Here is a 13,022-nt window from a genome sequence, read left to right as displayed (position 1 = left end):
CGATCCATTATGTCAACAACGTTGACAACCAACATGACGAACAGCCTGACCCTGACCCTCTACCACGCCGCGCGCGGTTTCCAGGACCGGGTGACGCGGCGGTTGTCGGAGGTGCTGGCGCAGGAACACGGTATCGCGCTCAGCCCGGCGCAGCTTGCCTTTCTCGCCGCGCTCATCTGTGGCGAGACCACCACCTCGGAGGTCGCCCGCCGCACCGGGGTGAGCCGGCAGGCGGCGCACCGGCAGGCGGCGGCGCTGGCCGATCTGGGGTACCTGGCGCTCGCCCCCGATCCGGCGCGGCGCAACCAGAGCCTCGTGCGGTTCACCGACGAGGGCACTCGGCTGATGGCGCTGTGCCGCGAGATCCTCGCGGGGTGGGATCGCGCGCTCGGGGAGGAGGCCGAAACGCTCGGCCGCGCCGCCGCGATCATGGAGGCGGCGCTAGCGGAGGGGGATGGCGCGGAGTAGCGGGAAGGGAGCGAAATGGCGTCTTACTGCCATTCAGCGCACCGGTTGAGGAGCCGCGCAGCGCCCGACCGCGGGGGGGCGCCCAACCGGTTGTGGTCGTCACTTTATGGTGCCAAATACTTCAACAATCGTGCGGAGCTAGACGTCGTAAAAGCGCCCGCCCGGGGGGCGGTCGGGCGCTGCGCGGCGGCGCGTGAACGCGCCTTGATTCCGCGCATGGGCACCAAGCTGTGAGGGTCCGTTCCAGACCAATGCCGTCGCCCTCTCGCCCAGAAACCCCTTGGCAAACTTGCCCCGGCGTGGTGCAAGACCCCACAGCCCCAAGGAACCCGCCAGTATGGACACCGCCTTTCTCGTCACCGCCTTTGTCGCGCTTTTCGTCATCATCGACCCGGTGGGCATGACGCCGCTCTTCGTGGCGCTGACGCAGGGCATGGACAGCGCGCGCCGCCGGGCAATCGCGATCCGCGCCTGCGTCGCGGGCGCGCTGCTGATCGCCACCTTCGCGGCGTTCGGGGAATCGGTGCTGGGCTTCATCGGCATTTCCATGCCCGCGTTTCGCATCGCGGGCGGCATCCTGCTGTTTCTCACCGCGCTCGACATGCTGTTCGAGCGGCGCTCGCGCCGCCGCAAGGGGCAGGCCGACGCCGCCGAAGAAGACGAGGGCGACGATCCGTCGATCTTTCCGCTGGCCATCCCGCTCATTGCCGGGCCCGGCTCTATCACCACGGTGATCCTGCTCGTGGGCGATAAGCCGGGCATCGAGGGATTGCTGCTGGTGATCGGGGTGATGCTGTCGGTGGTGGCACTGGCGCTGGTGTTGTTCCTGATGGGCGGCCTGCTGGAACGCGCGCTGGGCCATGTCGGCATCAACGTGGTGACGCGGCTGCTGGGCATGCTGCTGGCGGCGCTCGCGGTGCAATTTGTACTCGACGGGCTGCGCGGGTTTGGTTTGGCGGGCTGAGGACCCATATCCCACGCATGGAGAGCTTTGATTTCCCCCGCCTCGTCTATCTGTCGATCCTTGGATCGGTGCTGCTGCTGTGGTTCGTGGTGCAGGGCCGCGAGTCGCTCAGCAAGCTGATGCAGCACGCCGCCGCCTGGGGGCTGATCTTTCTCGGGGTGATCGCGGTGGTGGGGCTGTGGCAGGACATCCGCCAGACGGTGCGCCCCACCCAGAGCGTCATCAGCGACAACCGCATCGAGCTGCCGCGCGCGCCGGACGGGCATTACTATGTGACGGCAGAGCTCAACGGCGCGCCGATCCGCTTTGTCGTCGATACCGGGGCGAGCCAGATCGTTCTGAGCCGCGGCGACGCGCGCGAAGCGGGCATCGACACCGGCAGCCTGATCTACACGGGCCGCGCGCGCACTGCCAACGGCATGGTGCGCACCGCGCCGGTGCAACTCGACCGTCTCGCCATCGGCCCGATCACCGACAGCGACGTGCGCGCCGTGGTCAACGAGGGCGAGATGGCCGGCTCGCTCCTGGGCATGGACTACCTGCGCCGCTTCTCCAGCGTCGAGATCGCGGGCGACCGGCTGATCCTGACACGCTGAGCGAGGCGGGCTTAGCAGGGGCGGCGCGTCCAGCCATAGGCACCGTCCTCGGGCACCTTCCACGCGCAGGCATTCTCGGATGCGACATCACCGGAGCAACTGATCTGCTTCCAGTAGCCCCACGCATCCTGCTCGAAGGGGATAAAGGGTGCGTCGGCGAACTGTGCGGCGAGGGTGAGGTCGTGCAGAACGCAGACCACGCCTCCGCCCGGTGCCGTCGTGTCCTTCCGGCCAGGCCGAGATGCCCGCATTTCGCGAAAAACCGATCAGCGACAGGTACTTCGCACCTGCGTTGAAAAGGCACCTTTTCGAAGCCCCTCCGATCTTATAACAAGTCCGCGAAAAACATGAAAAAGTAGGCTATGCCCGATCAAACCGAAGCTGTTCGGCAGCGTGACGAGGCCCGTCCTGCGAAGGAATGGGCCAGAATCCTCGCAGAGTACCGAGAACCCGACCCGATACGCAGTTCATTCGAACTCGCGGTCACCCTGGGCCCATTTCTGATCCTGTGGTGCCTTGCGTGGTGGTCCATGTCGGTCAGCTATTGGCTGACCTTTACGCTCTCCGTGTGCAACGCGGCCTTCTTGCTGCGTCTTTTCGCCATCCAGCACGATTGCGGACATGGAGCATTCTTTCAAAGCCGCACCGTGAGCGACTGGCTCGGACGGGTGATCGGCGTGCTGACCTTGACACCCTACGACGTGTGGCGGCGCTCCCATTCCATTCACCACAGCTCGTCGGGCAATCTCGGACGACGTGGCATGGGGGACATCCAGACCATCACGGTCCTGGAATATCGTCAGTTGAATCCTCTTAACCGATTGATCTACAGGCTTTACCGCAACCCGGTTGTCTTGTTCTGCCTGGGACCCGGCTATCTGTTCTTCATTCAGAACAGGGTGCCATTGGGGCTCATGGGCAATGTCAGGTTCTGGGTCAGCGCAATGTGCACGAATGCGGCGATATTCGTGTGGGTGGCGCTTGTTCTGTACTTTGGCGGGCTGGTGCCCATCCTGCTGATTTTCCTGCCCTCGACACTGCTTGCGGCAACGGCGGGGGTGTGGCTGTTCTACGTGCAGCACCAGTTCGAGACCACGCATTGGGACGCTGAAGAGGACTGGCAGCTGCACGAATCCGCACTGAAGGGAAGCTCGCACTACGTGCTGCCACCGGTGCTGCAATGGCTGAGCGCCAACATCGGCGTACACCATGTGCACCACCTGTACAGCCGCATCCCGTTCTATCGGCTGCCCGAGGTTCTGCGGGATCATTCGGAGCTGGCCGAGAGCAATCGCATGACGATCCGGCAGAGCCTTCACAGTGTCCGACTGCATCTGTGGGACGAGGAGTCGAGGCGCCTGGTGTCCTTCGCTCAAGCGAAGGCGCTTTAGACGCCGGGCTGGGGCGCCGCCAATGGCGAGCTTGAAGCGGCGATGCGCACCACGGAAGGTGATGGTCCCGCGGGAACGGGCAATGCGGCAGGCTGCTTCGCTGTCTGAAAATGGTGCCGCGTGAGTGCCTGCGATGTGTGTCCGATACCGTCCAATGCTGTTGACCGCGCGCTTTAGGCGCGCCTACCTTTCGCCGGGGCCTGTCCGATGCCGTCCAGCAAGGACCGGCCCGGCGTGACGCAATCCGGCGTCACGGTGGCATACCAGATGGCGGACCAGATCATGGGGAACCTCACCGCGGTAGCGATCCGCAAGGCCGGGCCGGGCAGGCTCGGCGACGGCAAGGGATTGGAGCTGCACAAGGGCGACACCACCGGGAAGTGGGTGTGGCGCTATTCCTTTGCAGGCAAGCGGCGGCAGATGGGACTCGGCACCTGGCCGGACGTGAGCCTTGCCGACGCGCGCGCCCAGCGCGACAGATGGGCGTCTGTGCTCACCCAGGACCGCGACCCAATCACCGAGCGACGCGCGGCTATAGAAAGCGCCCGTGCAGAAATCGAGCGTGACGACCCCACCCTCGAGACACTGACGCGCGACGTCTTCGAGGCGCGTAAGGCAATACTCCGCGCCGAAGGCAAAGCGGGCCGCTGGCTCTCCCCCCTCGAGAACCATATCTTCCCGAAGATCGGTCGCAAGCCGATCAGCACGGTGCGGCAGCATGATATTAAGGCCGCGCTCGAACGGCTATGGCGGACCAAGCACCCAACGGCGACCAAGGCAATCCGGCGACTTCGCATCATATTCCAACAGGGGAAACTCATGGGCTACGACTGCGATCCCTTCACCGTCGATGCGGCGAAGCACATGCTTGGCGCAGTGATCCACACGCCGGAGCCCATCCCGGCTACACCGTGGCAGGACATCCCTGACCTCTTCGCTCGTCTCGAGGGACGCGGCACCACCGCCGCCTGTCTGCGCTTCATGATCCTGACGCTGGTGCGCGCGTCGGGATGTCGCGGTGCACGCTTCGACGAGATCGAGGGCGACTTATGGACCGTGCCCGCCGCGCGCATGAAGGGTCAGGTGGGCAAGGTGCGGGATTTCCGGGTTCCGCTATCAGACGCCGCGATGGAGATCGTCGAGGCGCGTAGGGCGCTCGGCGGGGAATATCTCTTCGCGATCTCTAACGGCAATCCCGTGAGCGATGCCGGCCTCTCGAAATTCATGCGCGACATGGGCGAACCTGGCCGACCGCACGGATTCCGCACCAGCTTCCGAACGTGGGTGCAGGACACCGATGCGACGGGCTGGGAAGTTTCAGAAACGGTGCTCGCCCACACCATCGGCGGACGGGTGGAGCGGTCCTACGCCCGCTCTGACATGCTCGAGCGCCGCCGCCCTGTCATGCAGGCTTGGGCGGATTACGTCACCGGCGCCGAGGCGGATTCGACGGTCGTCAGGCTGGGGAAGTAGGCAGGCCAGAGGGCCAGCGTCCACATCATGGCCCCGGCTCCTCGCACTCGCGATCCCACGACAGGTTGATCGCGTATTGCCACGCGAGGTTGCGGGTCCAGCCCGCAGCCGTGCGGTCGTCAATCTCTTCCTGCGTGAACCACGCGGGATCAGTCACCGTGTCACAGAACAACGCGTCCTCAATCGGCGGGGGTGTCGGCTCTACCTCCCGGAGACAGCCAGTGCTCGGGGACAACAAAGCTAGGATCAGCAGCGGTTTCAGCATCTTGCTGTGCCTCCTTGATATTACGCAAACGGTTGGTGCAGGTTTCGGCGCGGCCGAGCGCGCGGGACAGTTCTGCCTCGCGCTGCTTGATCGTCGTCTCGGCATTCTCCAGCCAGCGCGCTTGCAGCATTATCCAGCCACCCGATCCAACAAGAGCGGCGAGCAGCACCCCGAGGAGCGGCATGGCGACGGGGGCGAGAAGTCGGGCGATCATCGCGAAAGGTTCCTTCCTTCACGCGCGTCTTTGACGCGGTATTCCTTGATCTCGCGCAGGATGCGCTTGCCGTAGCGCGCCAGCACGAACGCGGCGACGCAGACCAGCAGGAGAAGCCAATACTCTTGCAGCAACCTCTGGCCGGTCTCGAGCAGCCCTTCGGCATCCTTCGCCACCCGCGCAGCCTCCATGACACCGCCGAGGGACGCGCCGCCGGCGACCGTCGATTCCACGATTGTCATGGCCTTCTCGCCCCGGTCGGCGCGCTTGATCGTCTGCGATCCACGCTCCCGCAGGTCCGCCTCCGTCACCTCGCGCTCGGGCCGGGCCGTGGCACGTTCCAGCGCCGTCCAGACGCGGGGCCCGGCCTCGCCATCGGTGGCAAGCCCCTGCTCGGCCTGAAACGACAGCACGGCGTCACGGGTGCGCGCGCCGTAGATGCCATCCACCTTGCCGAGCGGGTAGCCCAGGTCGCGAAGCTGGCCTTGCAGGTCGCGGACAAACTCACCGCGCGCGCCCGCCCGCAAGGTCGGGCGATTGGCCACGACATCGGGGATGCCGGTCATGTCCTCCATGTAGGCCCGCACGCGCCCGCGCATGTAATCGCCCACGGCAAAGGCACCTCGCAGCTCGGGCCGGTGCGGCACGCGCGTCAGATCCCACTTGCCGCGCTGCTTGACGCCCAGCCGCGGCTCGACCTCGGCGTGGGTCAGGCATGTCTCGGGCGTGACCGGCACCGCATATTCGATGTGCAGGGCCGCGAGCAGAGCGCAGTGGCGCTCGAACTGCTTTTCGGTGATGGGCGACGGCCCGGCATCGAACGGGCTTTCCTGCGCGCCCCTCATGCCGCACATGGCCAATCCCATGCTGCCGGTGTTGAGGTGCAACGTGTGGGCCGCGTAGTCGCCGTCCGAGGTCACGATGTTATCCTCGATCGCCTCGTTGCCCTTCACGTAGGTTCCGTCGAACTCGGTGAGCCTGTGGTAATGGCGCAGGTCCACTGCCGACGCGCGCCCACCCCCGGCGGTCCAGTGCGTGATGGTGCGCTTTATCATCACCTTCCCCCTACCCAAATGAGGGCCAGCGACCCCAGAATTGCGAGCCACGAGAGAACAGAGAAAACCTCCCTCGCGCGACGCCATAAATGCGATCTGACGATCCTCTTCATTTCCGCCCCCCCCGAAGCCAGCGAGACACGCGCGACGCGATGGCCATCTTCACGCCAGCAAGCGCATCGTGCGCGACATATGCGATGACCAGTGAAGCAAGGAGCAGGACGAACGGTGCCGTGACGCCCATTCTGTCGTGAACAGCAAACGCTACCGTCGCGCCCCCCATGACGCCGGTCAGGAAGTTGAAGACGAGCACCATGCAGCGCGTGAGCCAGTGCCGCGTTTCGGCTTCTACCGACGCAAGGAGAGCACCGAATGCGGCCAGCGCCACGGCGAACAGGCTTGAGCCGTATGTCTCTATAATCGCGACGGCCCAGGTGAAGAATGCCGTGCTTGACCAGGCAAATGCCTTTGTTGAGAGCATTTACGATCCCCCCGTGATCTCTTGAGACTTGGCTAGTGTCACTTGCCTGATCATGGGTTACGGCCATCCCGTTTCGATGTCGTAGGGCTCACCCGAAAACAGCGCGGATAACAGCTCGGCCTCGCGGTCAAAGCACGCCTGGACGTGGGCGCGAACCGCCTGCGCGATTCCGGTGATCTGTGCCGCATCCAGAACCGCGAACGTGCTGTCCGGCATCTTCCACTGAACCGTGGTCGTGCTGTCGATCTGTGCCGCGAGCGCAGCGCCCGTTATGCGCTGCTGGGACAGGTCGTCGGTGGCAATGGAAATGCCGTTGACGATCACTCCGCCAATCATTGCCTTGTCGCGGCGCTCCTTGATGCGTCGTGCCACAGGCGATGTCCGGGATAAGGTCGTGCGGTCTGCATCAGACAGCGTGACCTGCGCCCAGCCGATTTCGGCGGGCTGGGCGGGCATGGTGACGCCATCGGGCACATGCACAATGGTCGCGCCGCCGATCGCGCCCAGCACGGTCGCGTCCTGATCTTCGGTGTTGCGAAAGCGCAGTATCGCGCCGTTGGGGCCGGTGGTGATGTGCGTTGTGTAGCTGTAGATCATAGGGTCGCCTCTAGCTTGCGTGGCAATTTCAGGTCTGGCCGCTCAGCCGACAGGCGGCGCGCCATGTGGGCATAGCTCGATGTACGTTTCGCGTGGCCCATGATGCTTGTGAGGCTGTCCACCCGGCCCTCTCGAAGCGCCTTCGAGAAGTTGTAGAGCGCGCGCTTGCGCACAAAGCGGCGGGACCGCCACGTCCGAAAGCCAACGAAATTGGTGCCCTGGCGCGGGGTTGCGATGCGCCATTTGGATAGCTCAAGATTCAGCCGATCAGACAGGAATGCCTCGATTTGCCCCTTGATGCGCCGCGCAGTCTCTCGATCCTCGGCGATGATCACGAAGTCATCGACATAGCGGGCATAGCGCTTCACTTTCATGTCGCGCTTGATGAAGTGATCCATCGCATCGAGATAGATCAGCGCGTAAATCTGCGAGAGCAGGTTGCCGATCGGCAGGCCGATGGTGCCGGAGCCATCGCAGGCGAAGCGCATCATCAGGTCGACAAGGGCGCGGTCCTTGATCTTGCGCTCGATCAGGCTGCGCAGGATGGCGTGGTCGATGCGGTAGTAAAATTTGCGGATATCCATTTGCAGAAGCACAGCGTCCTCGGGCGCGGCGCGCATCGCCGATTGCAGGTAGTCACTGGCCCGGTGCGCGCCGCCGCCCGCCCTGCATCCATAGCTTTGGTCAATGAACGTCGCCTCGAAGATCGGGCTGATCATGGCGTAGATCGCGTGCTGCACGACAACGTCGCGGAACGTGGGTGCGGCGATCCGGCGGGGTTTCGGGCCGTAAACGGTAAAGTGACGATAGGGCTGCGGCCTGTAATCTCCGGACGTCAGATCATCATGTATTGCAGCAAGGTTGGCGCCAAGGTCGCGCTCAAAGCGCTTGACCGACAGCGTCTTTCGCTTGCCCCGCCGTGCGCGCAGATAGGCCGCGTGCAGCCGGTCCAGCGTGAAGGCGTGCTCATAGAGGTTTCCGTGGCGCTTAGGCATGGCTGACGGTCCCCGCAGGTACTGGAAAGCCATGCCTTGCAGATTTCGCCATCTGGCAGGACAGAGTGCTCCCTATGTCTCCAGTATTCCCATCTCGGGATTTCAGGGATGAAGTCATAGTCCGCGGCGCGGAACCCAACGTTGTTGTTGTCATTCGACCGGTTGTTGTTCCAGTTGCGCGCGCCAACGCCGGCGGCCGAGCCATTGGTCCAATTGCCGCCGACGATCGGGAAAACATTTTAAGCCCCCGCCCTATCCGCACCCCGAAGGCTGCGAATCCATCCGCCGATCATGGCCCCAACCTCGTTGATGAGGATGGAGGCCGCGGTATATCGGCGCAGCGCTTCGGACTCTGCCCGACCGCGCTTGTTGTCGTGAAATGCGTAATAGCCCATCTCGAACGCCAGATTGACCAGCATGCGCAGTTGCTCGTGCCGCACGTCCAAGCGCGTCAGGCTGGTCTTGTTGTGGTACCGCTTATGGCACTCCACAATCAGCGCATAGACGTCATACATCGCGCCGCGGATTTGCTGACACAGCCCGTAGCGCTCGTGGCGCGGGAAGTGATTGAGGTGCACGTTCAGCAGCTTGATCACCTCGCGGCACTTGTGCAGGATCGACGCTTCCGGGTGGTTGCATTTCTGTGTTTGCATTCTCTGTCCTTCAAGGGTGGCGCTCCCGCGCCACCCACCAGTTACGATCCATAGGCCGCGGCGCGGAACCCAACGACGGTGGAGTCATACGACCGGTAGGAGTACCAGAAGCGCGCGCCAACGCCGGCGGCCGAGCCATTGGCCCAAGTGCCGCCGACGAGCGGGAAAAGGTTCGACCGGTTGTAAGCGTATTGCCCATCAAGCCCCCACAGGTTTGTGCCCGTAGCGTCATAGCTGTTGGTGGCCATGGGCAGCCCGGTCGCGGTGCGCTGGTATCCCTGCCCGCTGGTCGCGCCATCCAGCACCTGGTTGGTGCCGCTGCCGAGATATTGCCACCCGGTGGTGGCACCCCACACCATCAGTCCGACCTCGGAGTCATAGAGCCCGCCGAGATGCGTGGCATCGCCCCAGGCGTCGTTGATGGTGTTGTATCCGCTGGTCAAATCGCCGAGGGCGGCGCTCTCCTTGAGCACATAGACGTCGCCGCTGGCGATTTGTGTGCTGTCGGTCGCATTGGCGCCCGGCGCAGTTATGCCCAGCATGACCTCCCACATCGCCCCGTTAAGGTCGGCAACGCCGCAAGCCTGACCGTTGTGCGCGGTTTTGGCGAGGTTGCTGGCCGAGCCGGTCAGGGGCTTGTCAGCACTGCCGCTGTCGCCCGCAGTCGTGAACGTCACCGTGCCGTCGTCCACGTCCGCGAGGGCGCTGTTGCAGCCCTTGGGGTAGTTCGTGGTGTCGGTGCCGTCATACCAGGCGCAGTTCGTCGCGGCCGTGGCCGCCTGCCCGTGCGCGACAGACAGCAGCCAGAGCGCCGAATAAATAAACGCCGAGGCCGCATTCATGCCCGCGGCGCGCGCGCGGGATAGAACCACCGCGTCGGCCAGAATGCCCGTGCAGCCCGTCATGCCGTCGGAGCGCGTGTAGCTGGTGGATGTGGTCAGCGAGATCGGCACGCCGTTCTGAACCGATTTGCCGGCGTCGTTACCTGCATTCTGCGAGCATAGATACTTGTCCACGAAGAACCCGTGCTTGACCGCGCCGCCATCCACGAACGCCCGGTGCATGGCGTAGCCTGCGGCGTTGGCCGACGCCTCGTCCGCAAAGGTATCCACCCCGGCAATGTCGATCGCGTTGGCGCCGTAGGTGCCGTAGTTGGGTGATCCCGCGTCGCCGATCCGGTAGTAGAAGCGCGGCACGAACACCATGATCGAGCCGTCGCTGTATTGGTAGTTGCCATAATTGGCATTGGCCGGATCGGTATTGCCAGCCATGTTGGAAAAGCCTGCTGGCAGCGTGTCCGGATACTCCCCGACGCCGAAACCCTGGTCGCCCGCGACACCGATCAGACCGCCGAAGCTGGCCGCTGTCGTGAAGCTGGTGGGGGTGGACCAGTCCGATGTGCCGTTGCTCGTGCCGGTGTGGCGGACGCGCCAGTAATAGGTCTGGCTCTCCGACAGCCCCGTGACCTCCCAGGTGGTGAGGTTCGTGGCATCCGCCGTGGTGCTGGTGACCAGGTTGGTGAACGCAGCATCCGTCGCTAGCTGCCAGTCCGAGGACGCGTGTGTGTCGGACAGGCCGATCCAGCTGAAAGCCGACGATTGAAGTGTCTGGGTGCCACCTATGTCAGTGGCGCCGTCCGCCGGAGATACATGTGTGGGTGCCTCGACCCCGGCAGGGGCGATGGTGACTGCGAAGTCAACCGCCACGCCGTCTTTCGTGACCGTCAGGGTTTCCGAGCCGTCCGTCGCGGGCGCGGTGTAGGTGATGGTGTCGCCGTTGATGGTCACTGTGCCGGACGCCGCGCCGACGGCATAGGTCGCGAAGGCCGAATAGTCCGTGATCGTATAGGTTTCCTGCTGGTCAACGTAGACCGTGGTCGCGCCGGTGATATTCACCGAGGACGCCGACCCGCCGATAGCGCCCCAGTCAGAGCCATCGTGGCCCTCGAACGCGCCGGCCTCTGAGTTAAAGCGTAGATACCCCGCCGCCGGGGTAGTGTCGCGCTGCGCTTGCGTGCCGACCGGCAGGGCCGCTGAGCCGGTTGCGGCTGTTTTCTCTACCGCTTCACCCGGCTGTAATGCGCTGTCGGCCTTCGCGCCCTGCGCTGCCGTTGCATAATCCGCATCGCTGAAATCCCCGATGTCGGCTTTGACCAGCGACACGGCTCCGGTCTTGCCTGCCACGGACAAGACAGCATCGGTATAATCGAGCTTGTGCCAATCGGCATAGAGCGTGGTGCTCGCGTTGTCCGAGGTCGCGACGATCCGATCATTCGCAACAAAGGTCTCGCCGCCAACTGTCCCGCCGACACTGACGATCCAGCTTTCGCCCCTCTGCGCAGCGCCGCCACCGGGAAATGTGCCTATGGAAGCGTCCCACGTTCCCGAGAGAACAACTGACGCATCAAGTTGGTTGACGCGGGTCTCCATCGCATCCAGATCAACCGCCTGGGTGACGGAGATATGATCCAACTTGGTCTTGTCGCCATCAACGAACGCACCCTCAATCGGGGGCTGTTGCGCGCTATCAGCCTTCGTGCCCTGGGTGGCGGTGGCGAATGCCGTGCTATCCTGCGAAGCCGCGGTGCCCGCATCGGTGATGTCGGATAGGTCGTGGGTGTGCGCAGTCGGGGCACGCGCATCGCTCAATCGCGTATCGTTGCCTTTGACAACCTGCGCAGCAGTGGCGTCGCCCGCCGCAGGGACATCTGCATCTGCCGCCGTGCCGAGGCTGAGGTTCGTTTTTGCCGTCGGCACGTCGCCCAGGTCGCCCAGGTTGTTGGACGCGGCCAGAAACCCGTTGGCGTCCAGAACGGCTTCAGTCCACGCGCCAGACGAGCGCAGGCGAAGGGAGTCGGTGGTGGAATTGTAATAGAACGCGCCGTCCGTCGCAGTTGGGTGCGCCGTATCCGCCGCCTGGTCGTCGACATAGGTGCCAAGGTGGCGGGAGAGGATCGACGTCAGGGAGGCGGCCGCATTGGTTTCGCTGGTTGCCGCGTTCGTCTCCGAAGAGGCGGCGGCGCTCGCGGAACCAGCCGCCGCGCTCGCGCTATTGGCCGCGTTGGTCTCCGATGTGACCGCCGCCGATGCACTGTTGGCCGCGTTGGTCTCCGAGGTAGACGCCGCCGATGCACTGTTGGCCGCGTTGGTCTCCGAGGTAGACGCCGCGCCCGCACTGGCGGTCGCCGCACTCTCGGATGCCCCCGCGTTGGTCTCGGACGTTGCAGCCGCCGCTGCACTGTTAGCCGCGTTCGTCTCCGAGATGGCTGCATTGCTCGCGCTGGTCGCCGACTGACCGGCATGATGCTTGGCCGAGCGGGTGCCGACGCCATCAACATCTTGGCCGTCGCCCTTTTCAGCCCAATCGGCGGCGAGTTGAGCAGATGCACCAGCATTCGTTTCAGAGGTCCCGGCATTCGCCTCGCTGGTCGCTGCATTGGTCTCGCTGGTCACAGCCGCCGTGGCGCTGGCGCTCGCGGCGTCCCGCGCCGCCTGTGCATCCACAACAGCCTGTTCGGCAGCGTTCAGCGACGCCGGGGGCGGCAGGTCCACGATCTGAGCCAAGATCGCCGTCTCGGCGTCAGGAACGGTGATGTTCAGGGGCGCGGAAGATCCGCCGCTCGGCGTGATGATCTCAACGATATAGCTGTTCGGGATCAGGCTCTCGGTGAAGTCGCCATTCGCGTCAGTGGTCGCCTCGACGAAATCCGGCACGACGAGCGAATTGGATTGGCGCACGGCCTTCGCGCCAAGAAGAGTGAAGCGAACGATCGCACCCTCTTCCGGCTGAAAACCGATATCCCTGATGGAGCCCGAAACGGCGCAAGAGTCTGGCATTGCAAAGCCTCGACCTGAGAAAGTCAGCTTGCAG

14 protein-coding genes are annotated in these 13,022 nt (G+C 64.3%); 5 read left to right on the top strand and 9 right to left on the bottom strand.

The genetic code is table 11. From position 1 onward, the window contains the following. The first annotated feature begins 33 nt into the window (after positions 1-33). The 3 genes from CRJ03_RS12295 to CRJ03_RS12285 all read left to right on the top strand — a co-directional run bounded on the left by CRJ03_RS12295 (position 34) and on the right by CRJ03_RS12285 (position 2,028). On the top strand, positions 34-468 hold the full coding sequence (locus CRJ03_RS12295) for a MarR family transcriptional regulator (protein ID WP_165375307.1): 435 nt from the start codon (positions 34-36) through the stop codon (positions 466-468). Between the two features lie 337 nt (positions 469-805). Beyond that, positions 806-1,432, top strand: a complete 627-nt coding sequence (locus tag CRJ03_RS12290; RefSeq protein WP_104019145.1) for a MarC family protein — start codon at positions 806-808, stop codon at positions 1,430-1,432. Between the two features lie 17 nt (positions 1,433-1,449). Beyond that, on the top strand, positions 1,450-2,028 hold the full coding sequence (locus CRJ03_RS12285) for a retropepsin-like aspartic protease family protein (protein WP_104019144.1): 579 nt from the start codon (positions 1,450-1,452) through the stop codon (positions 2,026-2,028). Positions 2,029-2,039: 11 nt separating this feature from the next. Here CRJ03_RS12285 and CRJ03_RS12280 read toward each other — a convergent pair whose 3' ends face one another. Beyond that, positions 2,040-2,228 (bottom strand): hypothetical protein, encoded by a 189-nt coding sequence (locus tag CRJ03_RS12280; RefSeq protein ID WP_104019143.1) that lies wholly within the window; start codon positions 2,226-2,228, stop codon positions 2,040-2,042. 162 nt (positions 2,229-2,390) lie between these two features. On the opposite strand from CRJ03_RS12280, the gene CRJ03_RS12275 reads away from it, so the two are divergent. Continuing rightward, entirely contained in the window at positions 2,391-3,419 is a 1,029-nt protein-coding gene (locus CRJ03_RS12275; RefSeq protein WP_104019142.1) for a fatty acid desaturase, read from the top strand. A 207-nt stretch (positions 3,420-3,626) separates the two neighbouring features. Then, complete coding sequence (locus CRJ03_RS12270) at positions 3,627-4,892, top strand: tyrosine-type recombinase/integrase (protein ID WP_240611655.1); 1,266 nt, start codon at positions 3,627-3,629, stop codon at positions 4,890-4,892. Between the two features lie 25 nt (positions 4,893-4,917). On the opposite strand, the gene CRJ03_RS20475 is transcribed toward CRJ03_RS12270, so the two are convergent. The 8 genes from CRJ03_RS20475 to CRJ03_RS12235 all read right to left on the bottom strand — a co-directional run bounded on the left by CRJ03_RS20475 (position 4,918) and on the right by CRJ03_RS12235 (position 12,988). Next, positions 4,918-5,049 carry a hypothetical protein gene (locus tag CRJ03_RS20475; RefSeq protein ID WP_276308232.1) on the bottom strand — a complete coding sequence of 44 codons (132 nt, stop codon included), beginning with the start codon at positions 5,047-5,049 and terminating at the stop codon, positions 4,918-4,920. 22 nt (positions 5,050-5,071) lie between these two features. Beyond that, complete coding sequence (locus tag CRJ03_RS12265; RefSeq protein WP_104019141.1) at positions 5,072-5,371, bottom strand: hypothetical protein; 300 nt, start codon at positions 5,369-5,371, stop codon at positions 5,072-5,074. After that, positions 5,368-6,426 (bottom strand): peptidoglycan-binding domain-containing protein, encoded by a 1,059-nt coding sequence (locus tag CRJ03_RS12260; RefSeq protein ID WP_104019140.1) that lies wholly within the window; start codon positions 6,424-6,426, stop codon positions 5,368-5,370. The genes CRJ03_RS12265 and CRJ03_RS12260 overlap by 4 nt, the downstream gene beginning before the upstream one ends. A gap of 109 nt (positions 6,427-6,535) precedes the next feature. After that, a complete protein-coding gene (locus tag CRJ03_RS12255; RefSeq protein WP_104019139.1) occupies positions 6,536-6,907 on the bottom strand; it encodes a hypothetical protein in 372 nt (123 codons plus the stop codon). 57 nt (positions 6,908-6,964) lie between these two features. Continuing rightward, complete coding sequence (locus CRJ03_RS12250) at positions 6,965-7,504, bottom strand: DUF4376 domain-containing protein (protein WP_129590279.1); 540 nt, start codon at positions 7,502-7,504, stop codon at positions 6,965-6,967. Next, entirely contained in the window at positions 7,501-8,499 is a 999-nt protein-coding gene (locus tag CRJ03_RS12245; RefSeq protein ID WP_165375305.1) for a reverse transcriptase domain-containing protein, read from the bottom strand. Before CRJ03_RS12245 ends, CRJ03_RS12250 begins: the two co-directional genes overlap by 4 nt. A 239-nt stretch (positions 8,500-8,738) precedes the next feature. Further along, positions 8,739-9,152, bottom strand: a complete 414-nt coding sequence (locus CRJ03_RS12240; protein WP_104019137.1) for a four helix bundle protein — start codon at positions 9,150-9,152, stop codon at positions 8,739-8,741. A 41-nt stretch (positions 9,153-9,193) separates the two neighbouring features. Further along, positions 9,194-12,988, bottom strand: a complete 3,795-nt coding sequence (locus tag CRJ03_RS12235) for a glycoside hydrolase family 78 protein (protein WP_104019136.1) — start codon at positions 12,986-12,988, stop codon at positions 9,194-9,196. Between the last annotated feature and the right edge of the window lie 34 nt (positions 12,989-13,022).

The organism is Roseovarius nitratireducens (assembly GCF_002925845.1).
Taxonomy (GTDB): Bacteria; Pseudomonadota; Alphaproteobacteria; order Rhodobacterales; family Rhodobacteraceae; genus Roseovarius; species Roseovarius nitratireducens.
Note: the sequence above shows the minus strand (reverse complement) of the source record. Positions and strands in the feature narration are given on the sequence as shown.